The sequence below is a fragment of the Noviherbaspirillum agri genome (genome assembly GCF_054780595.1).
On sequence record NZ_BAAGWA010000002.1, the window covers coordinates 52,146 to 75,420 of the forward strand.

General features: G+C 56.0%; 24 protein-coding genes and 1 other RNA gene. 7 read left to right on the forward strand and 18 right to left on the reverse strand.

Annotated features, from left to right (window positions below; translation table 11 throughout):
- Nucleotides 1-53: 53 nt before the first annotated feature.
- The gene (locus tag ACYVIA_RS02905) at nucleotides 54-587 is read right to left on the reverse strand and encodes a YaeQ family protein (RefSeq protein WP_460837734.1); all 534 of its coding nucleotides are present in this window, start codon (nucleotides 585-587) and stop codon (nucleotides 54-56) included.
- A 191-nt stretch (nucleotides 588-778) separates the two neighbouring features.
- Between ACYVIA_RS02905 and ACYVIA_RS02910 the strand changes: the two genes are divergently transcribed.
- The gene (locus tag ACYVIA_RS02910; RefSeq protein WP_460838685.1) at nucleotides 779-1,360 is read left to right on the forward strand and encodes a DUF1415 domain-containing protein; all 582 of its coding nucleotides are present in this window, start codon (nucleotides 779-781) and stop codon (nucleotides 1,358-1,360) included.
- Between the two features lie 386 nt (nucleotides 1,361-1,746).
- On the forward strand, nucleotides 1,747-2,100 hold the full coding sequence (locus tag ACYVIA_RS02915; RefSeq protein WP_460837735.1) for a hypothetical protein: 354 nt from the start codon (nucleotides 1,747-1,749) through the stop codon (nucleotides 2,098-2,100).
- A gap of 21 nt (nucleotides 2,101-2,121) precedes the next feature.
- On the opposite strand, the gene cysM is transcribed toward ACYVIA_RS02915, so the two are convergent.
- The 14 genes from cysM to gyrA form a co-directional block, all read right to left on the reverse strand.
- Complete coding sequence (gene cysM / locus ACYVIA_RS02920) at nucleotides 2,122-3,024, reverse strand: cysteine synthase CysM (RefSeq protein ID WP_460837736.1); 903 nt, start codon at nucleotides 3,022-3,024, stop codon at nucleotides 2,122-2,124.
- Between the two features lie 137 nt (nucleotides 3,025-3,161).
- Complete coding sequence (locus ACYVIA_RS02925; RefSeq protein ID WP_460837738.1) at nucleotides 3,162-3,512, reverse strand: ComEA family DNA-binding protein; 351 nt, start codon at nucleotides 3,510-3,512, stop codon at nucleotides 3,162-3,164.
- Nucleotides 3,513-3,630: 118 nt separating this feature from the next.
- Complete coding sequence (gene rfaE1, locus ACYVIA_RS02930; protein ID WP_460838687.1) at nucleotides 3,631-4,554, reverse strand: D-glycero-beta-D-manno-heptose-7-phosphate kinase; 924 nt, start codon at nucleotides 4,552-4,554, stop codon at nucleotides 3,631-3,633.
- 127 nt (nucleotides 4,555-4,681) lie between these two features.
- Nucleotides 4,682-5,857, reverse strand: coding sequence for a lipopolysaccharide assembly protein LapB (gene lapB, locus ACYVIA_RS02935; RefSeq protein WP_460837739.1), 1,176 nt, complete (start codon nucleotides 5,855-5,857; stop codon nucleotides 4,682-4,684).
- Nucleotides 5,858-5,878: 21 nt separating this feature from the next.
- Nucleotides 5,879-6,193 carry a LapA family protein gene (locus ACYVIA_RS02940; RefSeq protein ID WP_460837741.1) on the reverse strand — a complete coding sequence of 105 codons (315 nt, stop codon included), beginning with the start codon at nucleotides 6,191-6,193 and terminating at the stop codon, nucleotides 5,879-5,881.
- 120 nt (nucleotides 6,194-6,313) lie between these two features.
- Nucleotides 6,314-6,619 carry an integration host factor subunit beta gene (locus ACYVIA_RS02945; RefSeq protein WP_040041521.1) on the reverse strand — a complete coding sequence of 102 codons (306 nt, stop codon included), beginning with the start codon at nucleotides 6,617-6,619 and terminating at the stop codon, nucleotides 6,314-6,316.
- Nucleotides 6,620-6,633: 14 nt separating this feature from the next.
- The gene (gene rpsA, locus ACYVIA_RS02950; protein ID WP_460837742.1) at nucleotides 6,634-8,310 is read right to left on the reverse strand and encodes a 30S ribosomal protein S1; all 1,677 of its coding nucleotides are present in this window, start codon (nucleotides 8,308-8,310) and stop codon (nucleotides 6,634-6,636) included.
- Between the two features lie 160 nt (nucleotides 8,311-8,470).
- Complete coding sequence (gene cmk / locus ACYVIA_RS02955) at nucleotides 8,471-9,145, reverse strand: (d)CMP kinase (protein WP_460837744.1); 675 nt, start codon at nucleotides 9,143-9,145, stop codon at nucleotides 8,471-8,473.
- Between the two features lie 62 nt (nucleotides 9,146-9,207).
- A complete protein-coding gene (aroA, locus tag ACYVIA_RS02960; protein WP_460837746.1) occupies nucleotides 9,208-10,533 on the reverse strand; it encodes a 3-phosphoshikimate 1-carboxyvinyltransferase in 1,326 nt (441 codons plus the stop codon).
- Nucleotides 10,533-11,429 carry a prephenate dehydrogenase gene (locus ACYVIA_RS02965; protein ID WP_460837748.1) on the reverse strand — a complete coding sequence of 299 codons (897 nt, stop codon included), beginning with the start codon at nucleotides 11,427-11,429 and terminating at the stop codon, nucleotides 10,533-10,535. The genes aroA and ACYVIA_RS02965 overlap by 1 nt, the downstream gene beginning before the upstream one ends.
- Before the next feature lie 29 nt (nucleotides 11,430-11,458).
- The gene (hisC, locus tag ACYVIA_RS02970; RefSeq protein ID WP_460837750.1) at nucleotides 11,459-12,565 is read right to left on the reverse strand and encodes a histidinol-phosphate transaminase; all 1,107 of its coding nucleotides are present in this window, start codon (nucleotides 12,563-12,565) and stop codon (nucleotides 11,459-11,461) included.
- 109 nt (nucleotides 12,566-12,674) lie between these two features.
- Nucleotides 12,675-13,751: a prephenate dehydratase gene (pheA, locus tag ACYVIA_RS02975; RefSeq protein WP_460837752.1), complete on the reverse strand. Its 1,077-nt coding sequence runs from the start codon at nucleotides 13,749-13,751 to the stop codon at nucleotides 12,675-12,677.
- 111 nt (nucleotides 13,752-13,862) lie between these two features.
- Complete coding sequence (serC, locus tag ACYVIA_RS02980; RefSeq protein ID WP_460837754.1) at nucleotides 13,863-14,954, reverse strand: 3-phosphoserine/phosphohydroxythreonine transaminase; 1,092 nt, start codon at nucleotides 14,952-14,954, stop codon at nucleotides 13,863-13,865.
- Complete coding sequence (gyrA, locus tag ACYVIA_RS02985; protein WP_460837756.1) at nucleotides 14,951-17,578, reverse strand: DNA gyrase subunit A; 2,628 nt, start codon at nucleotides 17,576-17,578, stop codon at nucleotides 14,951-14,953. Before gyrA ends, serC begins: the two co-directional genes overlap by 4 nt.
- A gap of 232 nt (nucleotides 17,579-17,810) precedes the next feature.
- Between gyrA and ACYVIA_RS02990 the strand changes: the two genes are divergently transcribed.
- The 5 genes from ACYVIA_RS02990 to ssrA all read left to right on the forward strand — a co-directional run bounded on the left by ACYVIA_RS02990 (nucleotide 17,811) and on the right by ssrA (nucleotide 21,421).
- Nucleotides 17,811-18,497 (forward strand): OmpA family protein, encoded by a 687-nt coding sequence (locus tag ACYVIA_RS02990; protein WP_460837758.1) that lies wholly within the window; start codon nucleotides 17,811-17,813, stop codon nucleotides 18,495-18,497.
- A 290-nt stretch (nucleotides 18,498-18,787) separates the two neighbouring features.
- Complete coding sequence (gene ompA, locus ACYVIA_RS02995; protein WP_460837760.1) at nucleotides 18,788-19,447, forward strand: outer membrane protein OmpA; 660 nt, start codon at nucleotides 18,788-18,790, stop codon at nucleotides 19,445-19,447.
- Between the two features lie 110 nt (nucleotides 19,448-19,557).
- Nucleotides 19,558-20,253: a bifunctional 2-polyprenyl-6-hydroxyphenol methylase/3-demethylubiquinol 3-O-methyltransferase UbiG gene (ubiG, locus tag ACYVIA_RS03000; protein WP_460837762.1), complete on the forward strand. Its 696-nt coding sequence runs from the start codon at nucleotides 19,558-19,560 to the stop codon at nucleotides 20,251-20,253.
- A gap of 71 nt (nucleotides 20,254-20,324) precedes the next feature.
- On the forward strand, nucleotides 20,325-21,029 hold the full coding sequence (locus ACYVIA_RS03005; RefSeq protein ID WP_460837764.1) for an HAD family hydrolase: 705 nt from the start codon (nucleotides 20,325-20,327) through the stop codon (nucleotides 21,027-21,029).
- A gap of 15 nt (nucleotides 21,030-21,044) precedes the next feature.
- Nucleotides 21,045-21,421: a transfer-messenger RNA gene (ssrA, locus tag ACYVIA_RS03010) on the forward strand.
- 145 nt (nucleotides 21,422-21,566) lie between these two features.
- On the opposite strand, the gene ACYVIA_RS03015 is transcribed toward ssrA, so the two are convergent.
- From ACYVIA_RS03015 to ACYVIA_RS03025, 3 genes are all read right to left on the reverse strand, one after another.
- Nucleotides 21,567-22,541, reverse strand: coding sequence for a PA2778 family cysteine peptidase (locus ACYVIA_RS03015; RefSeq protein ID WP_460837766.1), 975 nt, complete (start codon nucleotides 22,539-22,541; stop codon nucleotides 21,567-21,569).
- On the reverse strand, nucleotides 22,542-22,934 hold the full coding sequence (locus tag ACYVIA_RS03020) for a PA2779 family protein (protein ID WP_460837768.1): 393 nt from the start codon (nucleotides 22,932-22,934) through the stop codon (nucleotides 22,542-22,544).
- A 75-nt stretch (nucleotides 22,935-23,009) separates the two neighbouring features.
- Nucleotides 23,010-23,264 (reverse strand): hypothetical protein, encoded by a 255-nt coding sequence (locus ACYVIA_RS03025; RefSeq protein ID WP_460837769.1) that lies wholly within the window; start codon nucleotides 23,262-23,264, stop codon nucleotides 23,010-23,012.
- Nucleotides 23,265-23,275: the final 11 nt, after the last annotated feature.

The following is a 23,275-nucleotide window of genomic DNA, read 5'->3' on the forward strand; positions in this document are numbered from 1 at the left end:
GGTGCAGGCCGACATGCGCACTGAATGTGCAGTGACGTTCACTACTAGATGTACTACTTGAGCTCTTGCAGTTCCAGATTCACGGTTTGCTCATTACTGCTTAGCCAGATCTGCCCATCCTGTATCGTGCACTGCAACTGCATGGTGCGCTGCGCGAGTCTCGCCAGGGCCAGGCTCGTAGCCGGGTCAATGTTGAAGACGCGTAGGTTCTTCGCTCGCTCGACTTTGCCTGCGGTCTGCGCCCACCAGATGTGACATGTGGCGCCATAGCTGTACACCACCACCTTGGACGAGCGCCCACAGGCCTTGAGCATGCGTTTCTCGTCAGACTGTCCGACCTCGACCCACAGGTCAACCGCGCCTGTCAGGTCCTTCTGCCACAAGTCCGGTTCATCATCTGCACTCAGGCCCTTGCCAAATGCCAAAGCCTCATGTGCGTGCAGCGCAAAGGCCAGTACGCGCACCATCATCCGCTCGTCGGTCTCGGAAGGATGGCGCGCAATCGTCAGGGCATGCGTGCCATAGTAGTGACGGTCCATGTCCGCAACCTGCAGATCGGCCTTGAAAATCGTTGCTTTGAGTGCCATGGTCAATGATCGCCGATCGCCGCTTGAGAAACTCGAACCCGCATCGACCGATCCGTATCGTATAAAGTGAGCGGCAAATGTACCGCAAAGTGCTGGCGACTGCCACGAGCAGCTTCGGCGTCAGGCGCCCAACAGGAAATTATCTATGGACTGTCCCCTCTATGGAAATTAATATGATCGTTACTCAAGACATGAGCCCGGAAGCGCATCAGGCAGTCGAAGCGACTCGCCACTGGCTGGAGAAGGCGGTGGTGGGGCTCAACCTCTGCCCCTTTGCAAAGAGCGTATACATAAAGAACCAGGTCCGCTTTGCCATAAGCGACGGGCGGACTGCCGATGCTTTGCTTGCAGATCTCGTATCGGAGCTGCAGCTATTGCAGCAAGCTGCACCCGAGACGCTGGACACCACCCTTCTCATCCATCCCTGGGTATTGGCTGACTTCCTCGACTACAACGATTTCCTTGGAATTGCCGAGGCGGCGCTCACAACCTTGGGCTTGGAAGGCGTAATCCAGATTGCGAGCTTCCATCCTCAATATCAGTTTGCAGACACCTCGGCGGATGACATCAGCAATTACACAAACCGCTCCCCTTATCCCGTTCTTCACTTGCTGCGCGAAAGCAGTATCGACCGGGCTGTCGCAGCATTCCCGGATGCACATGAGATTTTTGATCGGAATATCGAAGTAATGCGGCGCCTTGGCCCGGACGGTTGGGCACAGCTCGGGATCGCCCAGAAGGTGAAATCCAGCAGAAATAATGAAAAGCAATAGAACTAAAACACCGGTGCTGATTCCAATCTTGGCGAATGTATTGCCAAAGAGCCAACCATGCATCTGACGGCTCAAGTTTCCCGGAATTAAGTTGCGTTATATCAATGTTTTGTAAAGCTGCATATTTACAATGCAGTTGAAAATTTGCAACTTTTTTCTATAGTGTCTATGAACTCCAAGATTCAGCAAGCTGCTGTACCAAATGCAGCTTAAATAACAGATCACTAAAGGATGGATTTAGATGCAATCAAGCAATTAAGCCTGTTTCAATTAATTGCATTGAGGGAAACATTTTTACCGTAGGGACCATCCGAAAGTTGACGTTTTAGATAAAAGTAGAAGTATTTCTCTGTATAATAATCTTGCATTACGGAATCATTGAGACTATGACCACTCAATCAGGCAATACTATGAACAGTACACGACTCGCCGATCAGGTCCATTACGACCCCAACAATCTGTTGGATGCGCTGATCGAAAAACTCAATCTGAAGAATGACGCCGCGCTCTCGCGAGCGCTTGAGGTGGCACCTCCTGTAATCAGCAAGATCCGTCATCGCCGCCTGCCCGTGGGTGCGTCGTTGCTGATTCGCATGCACGAGGTCAGCGACCTGAGCATCAAAGAACTTCGTACCCTCATGGGTGATCGTCGTGACAAGTTCCGCATCAGCGACAAGCAGTTCAAGCCGAAAGATCCAATTTCAGCCGGCGCGGATGCAGAACAGGCCGAAGCAGAGTAAAAGGCGCCTCTCTTCCTTCGGTTACGCAGGGAAGACGCCTGTCGACAAGTAGCGGTCGCCTCGGTCGCAGACGATAAAAACGATCGTTGCGTTTTCCACAGTTTGGGAAATACGTAACGCAACATCGCACGCACCGGCGGCCGAAATTCCGCAGAAGATCCCCTCCTCCATCGCCATCCGGCGCGCCATGCGCTCTGCAGCGGCTTGGCTGACATATTCAATCTGGTCCACGCAGGACTTGTCGTAGATCTTCGGCAAGTAAGCTTCCGGCCACTTCCTGATACCAGGAATCTGGGAGCCTTCCTCGGGCTGAGCACCGATGATTCGAATATCCGGACTTTTCTCTTTCAAGTAACGCGAGACGCCAACGATCGTGCCTGTCGTCCCCATTGCACTCACGAAGTGGGTGACACGCCCTTCGGTATCTCGCCAGATTTCTGGCCCCGTGCCTTCGTAGTGCGCGCGCGGATTGTCGGGATTGGAGAACTGATCAAGGATGATTCCCTTCCCTTCTTTTTGCATCTGCTCGGCCAAGTCGCGCGCGTACTCCATACCGCCAGTTTTCGGGGTCAGGATGATCTTCGCGCCGTAAGCGGCCATGCTCTGCCGCCGCTCTTCGCTGAGGTTTTCCGGCATCAGAAGAATCATCTTGTAGCCACGCATGGAAGCAGCCATGGCAAGTGCGATTCCCGTATTACCGCTGGTAGCCTCGATCAGCGTGTCTCCCTGCTTGATTTCACCGCGCGCCTCGGCATTCTTGATCATCGAAAGCGCCGGACGATCCTTTACCGAGCCGGCAGGGTTATTCCCCTCCAATTTACCGAGGATGACGTTGTTGCGACGCGCCGCGTCCTCTCCGGGAATCCGTTTTAGTTGCACCAGGGGAGTATTACCAATCGTATCTTCGATAGTCAGATAGGGCATGATCGTTTCAACTGCAGCAAAACCGCCATTGTAATCGCAGTAGCAAAGATGCGTAGTTCGCTCTGGCCGGCACGCACTTAAAAGAAAAAGCCCTGCCAGTCTGAGGTCTGGCAGGGCTTTTCGCAGGTATGCATTGTTTACTTTTTTGGTTCGTCTTTCTTCGCTACGGGCTTCACGTTCTTGTCGCCCTTGTTCACAGTCGCTGCACCGTCGTTCGGGCGGGACTGACCGTTTACGGTAAGGCCGGCCTCCGACAGCTTGACAGCGCTCTTCTCGCCCACGCCTTTCACTCGGCTTTCGAGATCAGCCCAGTCCTTGAACTCGCCACCCTTCTTGCGCTCGTCGAGGATTGCACCTGATGTCTTTGGACCAATTCCTCTTATACCGTCGAGCGCGGCCTGGTCGGCCTTGTTGACCTCCACCCCGGCGTGAGCCATGCCCATCGCCAAGCACAGGGCCGCAGCTGCCAGCAAGAGTCGTTTCAGCATTTTAATCATTCTCCATGTTCGTTAATTGACGAGCAGAAAATCTGCCCACTATAGTTGCAATAAAAACAACTAAAGCGTTGCAAAATTAACATCACATTGCGAAACTTGCAAGCGGGAATTAGCTGAAAAGCTCCTCTTGGGTAACCGTCGCGGTACCTAGTTTACCGACGACAATGCCGCCAGCGCGGTTAGCAATCGCCACAGCCTCCTCAAGTGGCTTGGCGCCACCAAGCATTGCCGCCAAGGTTGCAATGACGGTATCCCCGGCGCCGGAAACGTCATAAACCTCTCGCGCAACAGTCGGAATGTGTAGCACCCTGTCCGCTGTATAAAGACTCATGCCCTCTTCCGAGCGTGTCAGGAGCAGGGCTTCGAGCTCGAGGGTCTCGCGCAGTTGCTGCGCCTTTACGGTGAGATCCTCCTCGTTTTTCCATGAACCGACCACATGCCGCAATTCGGATTTATTGGGCGTGAGGATGGATGCTCCTTTATAGCGGGTGAAATCTTCTCCTTTGGGATCGACAAGAATTCTCTTTCCCAACTTCTTCGCCGCCGCGATCATTTCGGAGACATTGACTAGGCTTCCCTTCGCGTAGTCCGAGAACACGATAACGTCATACTGCGGCAGTAATGCGTTGAATTGCGTCAGCTTGTTGCGCAACACTGTGTCGGTTGGGGGGTGTTCGAAATCGATCCGCAGCAATTGTTGCTGACGGCCGATGACACGGAGCTTGATGATGGTGGAAATGGCTTCATCGCGGTTGAGGTAGCTGTTGACATTCAGATCGGTCAACAGCTTCTGAACGACATCACCAGCCTCGTCTTGTCCAACGACACCAAGCAGACCGGTTTGCGCACCAAGTGCTACCGCGTTACGTGCAACGTTCGCAGCGCCGCCCAACCTTTCCTCGCGTCGTTCGACTCGGACAACGGGCACCGGCGCTTCGGGCGAAATGCGATTCACCTCTCCGAACCAGTAGCGGTCCAACATCACGTCACCGACGACGAGTATCCGAGGGGAATTTTCCAATCTAACGTTCATGTCATTCAAGATGAGGCTTCTGTTATATCTTCCCGCCAACATCGGACCGGGCGGATCGTGAACAAGTGAAGAGACGAGGCACTCGCGGCACTATTTTCGAAGCAGAAGTGGCGAGGTCTGGTGCTCGTTAAGTGATGACATTCAATTCTTCTGTGCGACGCGGAGGATACGCCTCCCACTGACTACAGCCAGGGCACTGCCAGTAGAACTGCCTTGCCTTGAAGCCGCAATGACTACATTGGTAGCGCGCCAACTTCTGTGCATATCCATGCACCAGGTTTTTCACAAGCGACAGTTCCGGCCGCACTTCCGGCGGCGCTTCCATCAGGCGCGCTTCCAGCAATTTATCCAGGCCAAGAAGTGTTGGCGTGCGGCGGAGTTCGTCGCTTACCAACTGATTTGCTGCGTCTACGCCGTCGAGCTCGAGCACGGCTTTGAACACCACTTCGAGCAAATCGATTGAAGGCGCCTCTGCGAGGTAATTCTTCAACAGGTTAACGCCTTCCTGTGGCCTGCCTACGGACCGATATCCATCCATGAGGCGTTGAGCAACTAACGCAAGATGCGGCACGCTTTGTTGCTCGACTCGCCGCCATGCCTGCAATGCAGCCTCGATGTCGCCCTTTGCCGAATGCACGTCGCCAACCAGGATTGTGGCGCGCACGTTATGCCGATCAGCAGCCAACGCTTTTTCCAACAGCGACAGCGCAGCGTCGGGATGCGTATGCACCAGTTCATCCTGCGCGAGTTCGCAATAGAATTGCGCGATTTCCTTCTGGCGCGCACCAGCACCCGATTCCTGCAAAGCACGCGCCGCATCGATGGCGCGCAGCCACTCCTTCTCGCGCTGGTAGATTTCCAGCAAGGCTTTTCGTGCTTGAGCGGCATACTGGGTGTCGACCAGGAGGTTGAACGTCTCCTCCGCACGATCAAGCAAGCCAGCCTTCAGGTAGTCCTGACCAAGCTCATACTGGGAGTGAACCTTGTGTTCCAGTGGCAGGTCGGGGCGTGCCAACAGGTTTTGGTGGACGCGGATTGCGCGCTCGATTTCACCCCTGCGACGAAACAGGTTACCGAGCGCAAAATGAAGATCAATGGTTTCCGGATCCAGTTTGACGATCTCGATGAATGCATCAATGGCTTTGTCCGGCTGCTCGTTCAACAGAAAGTTGAGCCCCTTGAAATAGCCGCGTGGAAGGCTGCGTGATTCCGAGACGAGCTGCTTGATATCGACACGTGCAGCGATCCAGCCAAGCGCGAAAAAGAAGGGAATGGCCAGGAGCCACCAGGTTTCAAATTCCATGTGGTTTTGTTGTTGTACGCGTTACTTGTTCACGACGCCATCCGGCTGCGGCGGCTGGACACGGGCCAGCTGTTGTTCTGCATGCTCATGCTCCATCGTCGCGATCGTTTTCTTGTGCTTGGTGAGATCCCGCCGATGCCGAAAGACGGTAGGAATCATCGCCAGAACACCCAGGGCCGCACCGGCAGAAAAAAACGCGAGCAGGAGCAGGACCAGCGGCCCGCGAACTTCATAATTAAAAAAGAAGCGTAGTGAAACTTCCTGGGTATTCTTTAGCGCAAAACCAAAGAAGATAACGAAAAGAATCGCAGCAACGATTCTAAAAATTATTTTCATGTCGCGACTTCTTTCTTTTGGACGTTTTTCCGTCTTGTCATATCGGCGGTGACAGTCCGAAATTGTACGTGAAAAAAAACGGCACCCGAGGATGCCGTTTTAATTTCCCACAAATAACTTTTAGTCTTCCTTGATCGGCTGCCCAACCATGGCGTCAACTCGCTCGCGCAATTCCTTGCCGGGTTTGAAGTGAGGCACCCTCTTTTCGGGCACCATCACCTTGTCACCGGACTTTGGATTGCGACCGATACGCGGCGGACGGCTGTTCAATGCAAAGCTGCCGAAACCGCGGATCTCGATGCGCTGGCCATTGGACAATGCGTCCGCCATCGCATCAAGGATGGTTTTGACCGCGAAATCCGCATCCTTTGCTACCAGTTGCGGATAACGCTCGGCCAAGCGGGCAATCAGCTCCGACTTCGTCATTTACAGGCTCAACCTTATTGCTTGTTGTCGAGTTTGGCCTTCAACAGTGCGCCGAGGCTGGTGGTCCCGGAGGCTGCTGCAGCGTCAGCGGACATCTTCTGCATGGCTTCCTGCGTTTCGACATTGTCTTTTGCCTTGATCGACAACTGGATGCTGCGCGCCTTGCGGTCGATGTTGATGATCATGGCTTCGATCTTGTCGCCCACCTTCAGGTGCGTGCCGGCATCTTCCACGCGATCGCGGGAGATTTCGGAAGCACGCAGGTACCCTTCGACATCGTCGGACAACTGGATTACAGCGCCCTTCGGCTCGACGGACTTGACGGTACCGGAAACCACTGCACCCTTATCATTGAGAGCGCTGTAGTTGTTGAACGGATCACCTTCCAGTTGCTTGACGCCCAGCGAAACACGCTCGCGCTCGACGTCGATTGCCAGAACAACGGCTTCCAGCTCGTCGCCCTTCTTAAACTTGCGGACGGCTTCTTCGCCAGCCTCAGTCCACGACAGGTCGGACAGGTGCACCAGGCCGTCGATGTTGCCCGGCAGACCAATGAACACGCCGAAGTCGGTGATCGACTTGATCGCGCCCTTCACCTTGTCGCCCTTCTTGTGGTTCACGGCGAAATCGTCCCAAGGATTCGGCTTGCACTGCTTCATGCCGAGGGAGATACGGCGACGATCTTCGTCGATTTCCAGAACCATGACTTCGACTTCGTCGCCAAGCTGGACAACCTTGTTCGGAGCGACGTTCTTGTTGGTCCAGTCCATTTCGGACACGTGCACCAGGCCTTCGATGCCTTGTTCGACTTCAACGAACGCGCCGTAGTCGGTCAGGTTGGTGACCTTGCCGAACAGGCGGGTGCCTTGCGGATAACGACGGGACAAACCGGTCCACGGATCATCGCCCAGTTGCTTGACGCCCAAGGAAACGCGGTTCTTCTCTTGATCGTACTTGAGGACCTTCGCGGTGATTTCCTGGCCGACGGACAGCACTTCCGACGGGTGGCGAACACGACGCCATGCGAGGTCGGTAATGTGCAGCAGGCCGTCGATGCCGCCGAGGTCAACGAACGCACCGTAGTCGGTGATGTTCTTGACGATACCGGTGACGACGGTGCCTTCCTTCAGGGTTTCCATCAGCTTCGCGCGCTCTTCGCCCATCGACGCTTCGATGACGGCGCGGCGCGACAGCACGACGTTGTTGCGCTTGCGATCCAGCTTGATGACCTTGAATTCCAGGGTCTTGCCTTCGTACGGCGTGGTGTCCTTGACCGGACGGGTGTCGACCAGCGAACCCGGGAGGAATGCACGAATGCCGTTGGTCAGAACGGTCAGGCCGCCCTTGACCTTGCCGTTGACGGTACCGGTCACGAGTTCGCCGGACTCCATCGCCTTTTCCAGCGAGAGCCACGAGGCGAGGCGCTTGGCCTTGTCGCGCGACAGGATGGTGTCACCAAAGCCGTTCTCGAGCGATTCGATTGCGACGGTAACAAAATCACCTACATTGACTTCGAGTTCGCCATTGTCGTTCTTGAACTCTTCGATAGGAATGAAGGCTTCGGACTTCAGGCCGGCGTTGACGATCACGAAGTTATGATCGAGACGAACGACTTCAGCCGAAATCACTTCACCAGAACGCATGTCTTGACGCGACAGCGACTCCTCGAAGAGAGCGGCAAAACTTTCCATACCAGAAGCAGGGGATGTAGAAACTGTAGACATAGATTTAATGAGTTGGCCACATCAGTCGCGATCCGGGATCCGACGAATATGGGTTAGGTTTATCAACACCCGACTTGGCCTTGCGCCAGACCGGGCACCAATCGCACTACAACAAGACGGCGCAAAATTACGCCAGCTTTTTTACCGCCGCATACCACTGAAGCACCTGCGCTATCGCCTCGTCGGCAGTCATATTTGAGGTATCCAGCAGATATGCATCTTCTGCAGGTTTCAGGGGCGCCACTGCACGATTTGAATCACGCGCGTCCCGCTCCCTCAAATCCTTCAGAAGGTCGTTCATACTAGCAGAAAAACCCTTGCCAATCAATTGCTTATAGCGTCTTTCTGCGCGCACCTCGACACTTGCTGTAAGAAACACTTTTAGCGTTGCGTGAGGGAAAATCACCGTTCCCATATCGCGTCCGTCAGCGACCAAGCCCGGTGTCGTCCGAAATCCAAGCTGCAGGCCAAACAATGCGTGGCGTACCATCGGCAGTGCCGCAATGCGGGATGCCGTGTTCCCCACCTCTTCCGAACGGATTGCCAAAGTCACGTTTTCGTTTGCCAGCCAGATCTGATCGCCAACGAATTTGGCGGGCAGTTTTTCCGCGGTCTTCGACAGGGCGTGCTCATCCGTCAGCGGCACTTCATGCCGAAGTGCAGACAACGCCGTCAGCCGGTACAGGGCACCTGAATCCAGATAATGAAACCCAAGATGCTCAGCAACGCGCTGGGCGACAGTGCCCTTGCCGGAGGCAGTGGGACCATCGATAGTGATAACGGGAATGGCGTGTGGTTGCATTGTTTATGCTGAAATAAGGCGGCCCCAAGGATATGCCGGAGGATCCACCGGACAGATGAAAGTCAGAACAAATTGTTTTGTGCGATTCTTACGAACGCGTCGAAATAGTCCGGAAAAGTCTTGGCAACGCACTTGGGATCATTGATGCGTATCGCATTCCCGCGCCGCGCCGCGCCATCAAGGGATGCAAGCGAGAAACACATTGCCATTCGATGATCGTCATAGGTGTCAATCGTTGCCGATCGGATCTGCTCTGGCGGCGTGACCCGAAGAAAGTCGGCGCCCTCCTCCACATCGGCACCCAGTTTGCGCAGCTCGGTCGCCATGGCCGCAATACGGTCCGTCTCTTTTACGCGCCAACTACCGATATTGCGCAGGGTGCTGGGACCGTTCGCATACAACGCCGCCACGGCAATGGTCATCGCTGCATCTGGAATATGGTTGAAGTCCATATCGACCGCACTGAGTACGCCGTTCGATTTGGCCTCGATCCAGTTATCGCCCATCGTAATGCTGGCGCCCATTTGCTCCAGCGCTTCAACAAATCGCACATCCCCCTGGATACTGTCGCGGCCAACACCCTCGACACGAACAGGCCCGCCGGCGATCGCCCCGGCAGCGAGGAAATACGATGCAGAAGATGCGTCTCCTTCTACGTGGATTGAACCGGGAGAGACATACTTTTGACCTGCAGGGACTGTAAAAGACTGCCAGCCGTTACGCTCCACATGCACGCCAAAGCGGCGCATCAGGTTCAGCGTAATCTCGATATATGGCTTGGAAATAAGCTCGCCGATGACATCAATCGTCACTGCGTATTCGTTTGCCATCAGGGGTGCAGCCATCAGCAGCGATGTCAGAAACTGGCTCGAGACGTTCCCTTTGACTTGCAGGCGCTGCGCATGAATGTGCCCTCGCCGGATATGCAACGGCGGATAACCGGCCACGCCGGTGTACTCGATTTGCGTGCCAATCGCGTTCAGCGCATCGACCAGGTCACCGATCGGTCGCTCATGCATGCGCGACACGCCATGCAAGGTGTAATCGCCGCCAATCACTGCAAGCGCAGCGGTAAGCGGACGAATCGCCGTGCCTGCATTACCCATGAACAGATCCGCCTGATGCACCGGCAAGTCGCCATTCACACCATGAACGATGTACTCCTGAGTCTCGCCGATCTGCTCCCACTTGCCCCCCAGTTTCTGGAGGGCCATCAACATCACATGCGTATCGTCGGATGCAAGCAGGTCAAAAATCCGGGTGGCGCCCTGTGCCAATGCTGCTAGCAGCAACGTTCTGTTCGAGATGCTCTTGGAGCCCGGCAAACGCACTGTTCCTTGTGCATGCAGTGCCGGACGCAAGTCAATATGGTGAGGATAGTGCTTCATTAATCACCGCCTTGTTTGTTCTGTTGTTCCGCAGCTTCGATGGTACGGATCCAGTTTTGCCGCGCGCGCTGCGCATTGCTGTAGACCGCCTCGAGGCCGCGTCCGTTTCCGGCAGCGAGCAGGCTACGCAACTCTGCAAGACGCTCCATATATCCATCCAGCTCGCCAAGCAAGGCTTTCTGGTTCGCGAGGGAAATATCGCGCCACATTTCGGGCGATGAGCCGGCAATACGTGTGAAATCCCGGAAGCCACTTGCGGCATATTGGAATAACAGATCGGCGTGCGGCTTCCTTGCAACGTCATCCACCAGCGCATAGGCAAGCAAGTGCGGCAGGTGGCTGACAGCGGCGAATACGCGGTCATGATCTTCCGCCGTCAAGCGATGAATGATCGCACCACACTGTTCCCATGCGTGTGCCACAGTCGCCACATCACTTTCTGCGTTTTCCCTTAAAGGAGTCAGCACGACTTTCTTGCCGATATAAAGATCGACGAGTGCAGCCTCCGGCCCGTTCTGCTCACGCCCCGCGATGGGATGCCCCGGTACGAACTGCGCAACCTTTCCGCCCAGCGCCTGGCGCGCCGCAGCGACCACATCACTCTTGGTGCTGCCGGCATCGGTAACGATTGTGCCCGGCTTCAGATATGGCTCTATGGAAGCGAGTATTGGTCCCGTCTGCGCAACCGGTGCCGCGACCAAGATCATGTCGGCTCCGGCGACTGCGTCTTCCATCGATGCGGGGATTGCATCAATGATTCCCAATTCCCGGGCACGCGCAAGCGACGTGGCACTCCGTCCTACTCCAAGCACCTGATGCACGGCGCCCGCTTTCTTCAGCCCCAAGGCGAAGGATCCGCCAATCAAGCCAACACCGAAGATTGTGACTTTCTTCATCACGAATAGGCGCCCAGAAAGAGAATTGGTCAGGGAAGCACGGCTTTCAATGCCGCGATGAATACAGCATTCTCCTCTGGCAGCCCAATGGAGATGCGCAACCATTGCGGCAGACCGTAATTGCCAACCGGGCGGACGATCACGCCGCGTTTCAGCAGCGCCAGATTGATACGCGAACCGGCGGCATCCTCATCGCCGACTTTGACGAGAACAAAATTGCCGTACGAGGGCACGTACTCCAGCCCCATTTCCTCGAACGCACCAGTCAATTGTCGATATCCTTCGGCATTCAACGTCGCACTTTTTTCCAAAAATTTTGTGTCATTTAACGCAGCAACTGCAGCCGCTTGCGCCATGGAATTGACGTTGAAGGGTTGGCGAATCCGATTCAGCAAATCTGTAATCGCCGGCTGGGCAATACCGAAACCGATGCGCAACCCGGCCAATCCGTACGCTTTCGACAAGGTGCGCGACACCAGCAGATTCGGATATTGCCGGACCCAGGCGATGGAATCGTACTGGAGCTCTGGCGCCAAGTACTCGTTGTAAGCCTCATCCAGGACAACCACAACATGCTCTGGCACCGCCTTCAGGAAAGCTTCGATCTCGGCGGCGGGAATAAATGTACCGGTCGGATTATTGGGGTTGGCAATGAAAATGAGCTTGGTATCTGTATCAATCGCCTTCGCCATTGCGGGCAGGTCGTGGCCGTAATCTTTCGATGCCACCACAATCGCGCGTCCGCCCACTGCCTGCGTGGCAAGTGCGTAGACCGCGAAAGAGAACTGTGAATAGACGACCGATTGTCCTGGTTGCACGAACGCATGAGCGGCAAGTTCCAGAATGTCATTGCTGCCATTGCCCAACGTAATCCAGTCCTGCGGCACGTCATACTTCGCCGTAATCGTTTGCTTCAATTCGAAGCCATTCGAATCCGGATAACGTCCCAAATCGGAAAGCGCCTTCAGCATGGCTTCACGCGCGGATGCCGGCATGCCCAAAGGGTTCTCGTTTGAGGCCAGCTTGACGATCCTGGCTTCATCCAGACCAAACTCCCTTGCAACCTCTGCAATCGGTTTTCCTCCTTGATAAGGAGCTATTGCGCGAACGTAATCGGGTCCGAATTGAATTGGCATATTAAATTCCAAAATTGTCTTGTCAGATCAGTGCTACGGATTTTCACCACTTTTATTCAAGGAGCGACATACACAGATGCGCCGACTTCGCGCATCGGGCGCTGTGTGATTACAGGGTAAAAGGATACGAGCCGAGCAACTTGAAGAATGGGGCATCGTGCTTCAACTCCGCCAATGCCTTGGCCACTTTCTCTTCCTGAGCGTGCCCCTCGACATCGACGTAGAAATAGTACTCCCACGTGCCGATGCGTGCCGGTCGCGATTCGAAGCGCGTCATGGATACACCATGCTTTGCAAGTGGCGCGAGCATGTTGTAGACCGCACCCGCCTTGTTCGGCACGGCGAGCACCAGCGAAGTCTGGTCCTTGCCACTTGGTGCCGGCTGCATACGCCCAATGATGGCAAAGCGCGTGCGGTTATGCGGATCATCCTGTATGTGTGCCTTCACCACACCGAGGTTGTATCGCTGCCCGGCAATCTCGCCCGCAATGGCGGCTGCGGTCGGATCATCGCTTGCAATCCGCGCCGCCTCGCCATTCGACGCCACCGCTTGGCGCTCGATGTTCGGATAATTCTGGTTGAGCCATACCTGGCATTGCGCAAGTGCCTGGGAGTGCGCGCAGATACGCGTCACTCCGTCCATGGTGCCGAATTTCGTCATCAGGCTATGATGGACAGGAATCGACAACTCACCGCTAATGGAGAGCGTGGTTTGAAGGAGCAGGTCCAGCGTCCGGTTGATCGCCCCCTCCGAGGAGTTTTCGATGGGCACGACGCCGAAGTCGGCCGTACCTGCCTCTGCTGCACGGAACACTTCATCAATCGAAGCACAGGGTACGCCTTCGACAGCATGTCCGAATTGCTGGTATACCGCCTGTTCGCTGAAGGTGCCGGCCGGGCCAAGATACGCCACATTGACGCGCCGCTCCAGGGCACGGCAGGAAGACATGATCTCGCGGAAAATCGTCTGCACATCACCACTGTCGAGGGGCCCGGGATTGCGCTGCCCGACGCCGCGCAAGACTTGCGCTTCCCGTTCCGGACGAAACACCGGCGCATTCGTTTCGGCCTTGATATGACCTACCTCCTGCGCGAGGCGGGCACGCCGATTCAGCAATTCGAGGATCTGCGCATCGATCGCGTCGATCTGCTCACGCAGCGGTTTAAGTTTGTCGTCCGTCGTCATGTCTACGTTGTCGTTTCCGGCTTCCCCGGTTCCACTGGGCCCTGAATGGAAGCCGGCTGCCCGAATATGTCAATGGCGACGATAAGGTTTCGCCGCCAGAGCCGGCAATGATTAGCCGTGCTTTTTCTCGAAATCTTTCATGTAACCAACCAGCGCCTGCACACCTTCAATCGGCATGGCGTTGTAGATGGAAGCACGCATGCCGCCTACGGACTTGTGGCCTTTAAGCTGCAGCAGGCCGTGCTCTTTCGCGCCGGCCAGGAAAGCATCGTTCAATTCTTCGTCACGCAAGAAGAAGGGAATATTCATCCGGGAGCGGCAATCCTTGGCAACCTTGTTCAAATAGAATTCGGTCGAATCCAGGCAATCGTACAGAAGCGCTGCTTTTGCGATATTGCGCTGCTCCATTGCGGCAACGCCGCCTTGCCTCTTCAACCACTGGAATACGAGGCCGGCGATGTAGATTGCGTAAGTCGGTGGCGTGTTGTACATCGAATGGTTCTCGGCGACCAGCTTCCAGTCAAATGCCGACGGACAGATCGACAATGCGTGGCCGATCAAGTCGTCGCGCACAATGACCAAGGTCAAGCCCGCCGGGCCGATGTTCTTTTGTGCGCCGCCAAAAATCACGCCGTACTTCGATACATCGATGACGCGCGAAAGGATGTTCGACGACATGTCTGCGACCAGCGGCACATCACCAACGTCCGGCGTAAAGTTGAATTCGACACCATCGATGGTCTCATTCGTACAAACGTGCACGTAGGCCGCGTCATTCGACAGTTTCCAGCTGTCGCGTGCCGGAATAGAGGTGAATTTCTGCGCTTCCGACGACGCAGCAACATTCACGTTGCAATACTTCTTCGCTTCCTTGATCGACTTGCTTGACCACGAACCGGTATTGATGAAATCCACCACCGCAGGCTGTGGCTTCATGCCGACCAAATTCAGAGGAACAATCGCGTTTTCGCCGATTCCGCCGCCTTGCAGGAACAGGATGCGGTAGTTCGACGGAACACCAAGAAGCTCGCGCAGGTCGCGCTCGGCAGCTTCATAGATCGAGATGAATTCCTTCCCGCGATGGCTCATCTCCATCACCGACATGCCGCTTCCATGCCAGTCGAGCATCTCGTCAGCGGCTTGCCGCAGCACTTCCTGCGGCAACACCGCGGGTCCCGCGGAAAAGTTATACACTCGCGTCATGCCTCCTCCGTGCCGCCGTTATTTTCCGCCGCAACGTCGTCCTCTACGTCGGACTCGACGATGCGCTGCAAGCCGCTCAACTTGGTGCCGTCTTCCACTGCGATCAAGGTCACGCCCTGTGTTGCGCGGCCCATTTCACGAATCTCTGCCACTCGGGTACGGATCAGGACGCCGCCCGTTGTGATCAGCATGATTTCGTCGGTCGGCTCGACCAGCGTCGCCGCGACAACCTTGCCGTTACGTTCACTGGTCTGGATCGCAATCATTCCCTTGGTGCCGCGGCCGTGGCGCGTGTACTCGGTAATCGGCGTGCGTTTGCCAAAACCGTTCTCGGTGGCCGTCAGAACCGACTGCTGCTCGTTCTCGGCAACCAGCAGCGCGATCACTTGCTGTCCCTCTTCCAGATTCATGCCGCGTACGCCGCGCGCAGTACGACCCATCGGCCGCACATCGTTCTCGTCAAAGCGCACCGCCTTGCCGCCATCAGAGAACAACATGACGTCATGTTTGCCGTCGGTAAGCGCCGCGCCGATCAGGAAATCACCATCGTCCAGGTCGACCGCGATAATGCCGGCCTTACGCGGATTGCTGAATTCAGTCAGCGGCGTCTTCTTCACCGTCCCCAGGCTGGTCGCCATAAACACATAGTGATCTTCAGGGAAGCTGCGGTTCTCACCCGAGAGCGGCAATACCACGGTGATCTTCTCGCCGTCCTGCAGCGGGAACATGTTGACGATCGGCTTGCCGCGCGAATTGCGCGAGCCCTGCGGCACTTCCCACACCTTCAGCCAGTACAGGCGTCCACGGTTGGAGAAGCAAAGGATGTAGTCATGTGTATTGGCGATGAACAGCTGATCGATCCAGTCATCTTCCTTGGTCGCCATCGCCTGCTTGCCGCGTCCACCGCGCTTCTGGGCGCGATATTCGGAAACCGGTTGGGACTTCATGTAGCCGGAGTGGGACAGGGTCACTACCATGTCCTGCGGCGCTATGAGGTCTTCGGTTTCGAGATCCGTTGCATTCAACTCGATGGTCGAGCGACGCGTATCTTTTGCGCCATCGCCATATTCGTTCTTCGCAGCAGTCAGCTCGTCGCTGATGATCGAAGTCACACGCTCCGGCTTGGCCAGAATGTCGAGCAGATCGGCGATCTGCGCCATGACTTCCTTGTACTCATTGACGATCTTGTCCTGCTCCAGGCCGGTCAGTCGTTGCAGGCGCATCTGCAGGATTTCCTGCGCCTGGTCGTCGGAAAGCTTGTACAGGCCGTCCGACTGGATGCCGTAATGCTTGGGCAGGTTCTCGGGACGGAACGCGTCGGCGCCACCGGAGTTTTCGCCCGCGGCGCGCACGAGCATTTCGCGAACAAGGGAGGAATCCCATGCACGCGCCATCAACTCGGACTTCGCGATCGGTGGTGTCGGCGCCGCCTTGATAATTGCGATGAAGTCGTCGATATTGGCCAGAGCGACCGCGAGGCCTTCCAGCACATGGCCGCGTTCGCGCGCCTTGCGCAGTTCGTAGACTGTACGACGTGTGACAACTTCACGGCGGTGCGACAGGAAGCATTCCAGCATCTGCTTCAGGTTCAGCAGCTTCGGCTGGCCGTCGACCAGCGCGACCATGTTCATGCCGAACGTATCCTGCAACTGCGTCTGCTTGTACAGGTTATTGAGCACCACTTCCGGCACTTCACCGCGCTTGAGCTCGATGACGACGCGCATGCCCGACTTGTCGGACTCGTCGCGGATATCGGAAATGCCTTCCAGTTTCTTGTCTCGCACCAGTTCGGCGATACGCTCAAGCAGCGATTTCTTGTTGACCTGGTACGGCAGCTCGTCGACGATGATGGCAGTACGGTTGTCCTTGCCGAACTCTTCGAAGTGCGTCTTTGCGCGCATGACCACACGTCCGCGGCCAGTGCGATAGCCGTCGCGCACACCGGACACGCCGTAGATGATGCCGGCGGTCGGAAAGTCGGGCGCAGGAATGATCTCGATCAGTTCATCAACCGAGCACTCAGGGGTGCGAAGGACATGCAGCGCGCCATTGATGACTTCGGAGATGTTATGCGGCGGGATGTTGGTCGCCATGCCGACGGCAATGCCCGAAGAGCCGTTGATCAGCAGGTTCGGGATACGCGTCGGCAGGACGGACGGCTCTTTCTCCTTACCGTCGTAGTTCGGAACGAAGTCGACCGTTTCCTTTTCAATGTCGGCCAGCAGTTCACTCGAAATCTTGTCCAGACGGCACTCGGTGTAACGCATCGCCGCCGCGTTGTCACCGTCCACGGAACCAAAGTTGCCCTGCCCGTCGACCAAGGTATAGCGGAGCGAGAAATCCTGCGCCATCCGCACCAGGGTGTCGTAAATAGCCTGGTCGCCGTGCGGGTGGTATTTACCCATGACCTCACCGACCACGCGAGCGCATTTCACGTAGGGCCGATTCCAGACGTTGTTCGTCTCATGCATCGCAAAAAGAACACGGCGATGCACCGGCTTAAGACCATCGCGCACATCAGGAAGCGCGCGTCCGACGATCACGCTCATGGCGTAATCGAGGTAACTCTTGCGCATCTCCTCCTCGAGGGAAATCGGTATAGTCTCTTTGGCGAATTGATCCATTGGGATGTGGGCTTGATTAGACAAATTGGGCTGAATATCGACGCTCTACCTGCATGTCATCTCAGGCGGCGAAACGTTGGATTTTAGCATGGCGCCAATGAGTTCCGACCGCAGCCGGCCTTCACGCCCGCGTGAGAGCAGCCGGGAGCGCGAGTTTCGTGAAAATGTGTTTAAATGAGATGCTCTTTGCACAACACCTGCCCGTCCCCAATCTCCGTAAGTGAAAATAACTATGCTTAAAAACTTCGCCTTCGGTTGCGCCCTTGGCATCGTTGCTTCAAGCGCCTTGGCACAAACGCTCACGGATATCCAAGCAAACACCACGAAAAGTGCCTACTTGCAGGATGGGCGAGGGGTCATTTCCCGCACCCCATTCGGGTTGTGCTGGCGAACTGGTTACTGGACACCCGCTGATGCCATTCCTGGTTGCGACGGCGATCTTGCCCCTCCGGTGGCGAAAGCCACCGCTCCAGCGATTGTTCCCCCGACGACGCAACCTGAGCCCGCCCCGGCTCCAGTTGCAATACCCCCCAAGCGCTGCGACTTTACAGTCACTCTAAGCAGCGATCAGACGTTCAGCTTCAATCGCGCCGTATTGAACAATGCTGCAAAGAACCGCATCGACGATGAGGTGTTGAGCAAACTGGGCAATTGCGGAAAAATTGAACTGGTACTTGTGACCGGGCATACCGATCGCCTCGGCTCGCAGCAGTACAACCAGAAACTATCCGAAAAACGAGCCGATGCTGTAGCCGCATACCTCAAGAACAAGGGAGTTTCTGCCGAGGTCGATACTTTGGGTGCGGGAAAAACCCAGTCGATCAAGGCATGCAGCGAGACGCTTCCGCGCAAGCAGCTTATCGAATGCCTATCTCCAAACCGTCGCGTCGTCATTGAAGTACGCGGACTTGCCAAGTAAGTAGAAAAAAGTAAAACAAAGCGAGGAATGTCAAAAAGTTGATATTCCTCAAACCGATCTACTTTTTTGCATAAAACGTTGCAATAAAAACATCGGAAAAACTGCCGTTTCCTTGATATAACAACAGTTGCAGCATATGCATGCTATGGCAAAATCAAATGAACTTAAAGATCATTGCAGGTGAACAACCACGCAAAATGATGATCTAATAAGACGCAGTGTTGTAATAATTGAAACAGTTTCATTTGTTGCGCAGTTAATCTGCGGATATTTCAATCAAGAGGAAAAATATGAATAACTTAGCAAAACTCGTCTTCGCTGCGTCCGCAGTTGTTTCCGTCTCTGCGTCCGCACAACAGGACATCCAGGCAAAAACTCCTAATAGCGCATACGTGCAAGACAGTCGAGGCGTGATCGTCCGCGACCCGTTCGGCCTGTGCTGGAGAACCGGCTACTGGACCCCGGCTGATGCGGTCCCCGGCTGCGACGGTGAAATCGTGAAGCCAGCTGCGGCTGCGGCCCCAGCACCCGCTCCCGCTCCCGCCCCCGCTCCTGCCCCCGCGCCTGCGCCGGCACCCGCGCCTGCACCAGTTTCGGAAAAAGTGACCTTCTCCGCCGATACCTTCTTCGATTTCGACAAAGCAGTTCTGAAACCTGACGGCAAAGCAAAGCTGGATGATCTGACTTCCAAGCTTCAAGGCATGAACCTGGAAGTGGTTATTGCAGTCGGCCATGCCGATGCAGTCGGCTCCGACACGTACAACCAGAAGCTCTCCGTTCGCCGGGCCGAAGCTGTGAAAGCTTACCTTGTCTCGAAGGGCGTCGAAGCGAATCGCGTCTACACTGAAGGCAAGGGCGAAAAGCAACCTGTCGCAGACAACAAGACTTCTTCCGGTCGCGCCAAGAACCGCCGTGTGGAAATTGAAGTCGTCGGTACTCGTACCCGATAATCAGTCTCTCGAGGAAACCCCGCTACGGCGGGGTTTTTTTATGTCCGCGATATTCATTGCAGCGGGTATTATTCGCCCAAACAAGCCGCATTCCCGCTATTATTCGCACTATGAACGCCGATCCTTTAGAACTTCAAAAATTCAGCGAACTGGCTCACCGTTGGTGGGACCCAACCTCCGAGTTTCGCCCTCTACATGAAATAAACCCGCTGCGGCTCGAATGGATTAACGCCCGCGCCCCACTGACAGGCAAGACTGTGGTGGACATTGGATGCGGTGGCGGCATCCTTGCCGAATCCATGGCCAAGAAAGGTGCGAAGGTTACTGGCATCGACCTGTCGGAGAAGGCGCTGAAGGTGGCCGATCTGCACAGTCTCGAATCCGGTGTGCAAGTACGCTATGAACTGATTTCAGCGGAACAGCTCGCAGCGCGTGAACCGGCAAGTTACGATGTGGTCACTTGCATGGAGATGCTTGAGCATGTTCCCGATCCGGCGGCTATCGTGCAGGCTTGCGCGACGCTGGTGAAACCGGGTGGCCACGTATTTTTTTCGACCATTAATCGCAACCCGAAGGCTTATCTTTTTGCAGTGATCGGCGCGGAGTACATGCTGCGCATGCTTCCAAAGGGAACGCATGACTACGCAAAGTTCATCACTCCGGCGGAGCTTGCGCAGTCCATCCGAAATGCGGGATTGACACTCGATACGCTGAAAGGCATGAGCTACAACCCGCTGATCAAGGTGTACTCGCTTAACCAGGATACGGACGTCAACTACTTGGTCGCGTGCACCAAGCCAGTATAAATGCGTCATGATCGAGTAACGGCCGACACCGCAATGTCCAGCCCTCGACGACATTCAACCAAGCAGCGAATATGGCTTTGACTCCCCCGCATGCCGTTCTTTTTGACCTCGACGGCACACTCGCCGATACTGCACCGGACCTTGCAGCAGCGATCAACAGTATTCGCGTTGCGCGAGGCCTGGCACCAACCCCGTACGAACTGCTTCGGCCGGTCGCCTCTGCCGGAGCACGCGGCCTGATCGGCGCTGCATTTGGCCTGAAACCCGAAGATGCCGGTTATGATGAACTGCGGATAACGTTCCTGGACAATTATGAAGCCGCGATCGCTGTCGGGACGGTGCTCTTCGAAGGCATTGAGTCCATGCTCACCTCGCTGGAGGAGCGCGAGATCCGGTGGGGCATCGTGACGAACAAGCCGGCGCGCTTTACCGACCAGCTCGTTCCCCGGATCGGCCTCGGAAAAGCGCAGTGCGTCATCTCCGGCGATACGACCGCACATGCGAAACCACACCCCGCGCCACTGCTTGAAGCTGCCAGCCGCCTTTCTCTGCGTCCTCAGGACTGTTGGTATGTGGGTGACGACCTGCGAGATATCCAGGCCGGACATGCTGCCGAAATGGCGACTATCGCCGCTGCCTGGGGATACTGCGGCCACGTGGAACCGTCCGGCTGGGGCGCACACGCCTTGATCGCAGCGCCACTTGACCTGCTCAAATTAATCGACGAGAGCGACTTGAACCCGTCCGCAGCCCCCCCATCTAATGCAGTACAATAGACACTCTTCTGTTTTGGGGACGACCTGGTTTCGACAGGGGTTGCGAAGCAGAGCAGGGCATACCGAGGGCTGGTCACCTCGTTAATCCAACCGGAAATGCTTAAATGCAAACGATGAAACTTACGCTCTCGCAGCGTAATCCACTAGGAACTTAATAACTTCTTAGCTCCACACCGTCTCTTCCCTGGGGCGGGCTGGCAACAGCAGTGGAGTCATGCACAGGGAATCGCGTTGTGCCGGGTCACTTGGCATGGCGTTAAACAATAGGTGACTCGCCTTGGCGAAGCGCGTGCGTCCGCGTCGGCAGGGTTAAATCAATCGGCTGCACTAAGTATGTAGAACTGCCTGTAGAGGATTCCTGGACGCGGGTTCGATTCCCGCCGTCTCCACCAATATTCCGGCCGAATGCAATTGAATGGCCGGCGAAAGCGCGGCATCTGCTCTCGCCCACCATTCCCTCGACGGGCCTATCCCGGTTTTATCCCGCTTGCGAATGCTTGCAAGTGCGCGGAACGAGGAAACACTTCGCATTGCGTCTCACTGGGCATCGTGTTTTTTTGCCCTGATTGATTCCAGCGTCGCCTTGGCTTCGTCATGCCATGGACCGCCTAATGCAACGGCGCGCTCCGCAGCTTGTATCGCAGGCTCCACCTGCCCCAGTTCAGCCAATACGGTCGCAAGATTATTGAATGCCGGAGCACTATTCGGATCCAACGCCGTCGCCCGGCGAAATGCGACGACGGCCGCATCACGGTCACCTTGGGCGTATGCTGCATTCCCGTAGCCAAGCAGCAAGGGCAGGCTATCAGGCCAGCGCCGCAGAGCGGTGCGGTAGGCGGTACGCGCATGCACGGGCTTGGCGGATTTCTCGAATGCGACCAATGCTTTGGTTGCAGTGGCCTGGTCGACTGTGACCGGCAAGCGACCTACCGGGACAGTGACCATCGCCCAATAACCGCCGCGCGACCACGTATGCTCGAACGTCGAAAGTGCCATCACTTCCCGTTCCGTGGTGCCTGAACGCAAAACAATCTCCGCCCGGTCGAGGTCGTATCCAACCGCCACGGCGTAGTGCCAGAGGGGGGCCAACGGAATACTGAGGTTCTGTAGCACGATTACCGGTGTCCCGTCGGCTATCTCCGCCAATAATGCGTCCAGACGCGGCGCGATCGTCATGCTCAGCGCACCATTGCGTCGGCCAGATGCGAGCATCTCCGGTTGCAAACTGCCTTCGCGGGCGGGGACATATACCTGCGGCACCAGTACGTCAGGCTGAATGGGGATGCCTGCAGCCGTGAGTGACATTGCCAATGCCGCTGGGCCGCATTGATAGCGCTCCTGCGGGAAAAACGGTACCGACGTCAGCTCAACGTGCCTAGGCAGTGTGTCTGGCGCTGAAATCAACAGCGAACGCGTCTGCGTCGCGCACCCACCCAGCAGGACAAGCAACAGGATGGCGATTCCGCGGGCGAGCTGGCTCGCACCCGGAAAACGCCACGTACCTCTCTGCATTTACCTGATCGACCGCGTGAACGGGAAGACTTTCGTCAGGCCGAGGATGTCGGTCACGAGCAGCACAAAGAACACAAGTAGCAGTGCGCCAAGAACATCGCCACCGGCCGGGAGGGTGTCGATCTGTTCTGCCAGCATTGCCGCTTCTTCGTCGGTCATTACAGCGACACGGGCCTGTGCATCCGCCTTGCTCACTCCAAACTGCTCCAGTTGAGCGACGACATCAGGCCGCTCAAGTGCCGCTGCAATTCGTGCCTGGTTCTGCTTTACGTTTTCTGCAGCAACGATTTGCTCCGTGCCGATCATCGCCGCCTGCACCGTCTGGGTGAAACCGGCGAAAGAAAACGCGGCAACCAAGGTGCAAACGAATAAGCGTTTTATTGTATTCATCATGAATGCTCTCCAGAAGATTGTGCGTTTTGACTGAGAGGTGGAAGAGTTGCCTTACTGAATAGTGGCTTGGCTGCGTTATGGCCAAGGCATCGGATTCATATCGATATACTGCTTCGGTTCATCGTTACCAGGAGAAGCCGGGCCCCCGTCACCGCCCTCACCGAGTTTTGGTCCCAGAATCAGCCCGATCTCCTTGCGTGATTCACTGAAGTCCGATTGCAGCAGGGGAAATTCCGGCTTCGGCCAATTCTCTATCGCCCATTTCGTCAGTTCCTCGAACTTCCGGACCAATTCGTCCGCGTATTTATCGTATTCAGCTTTGGTAGCCATGAGTGTTCTCC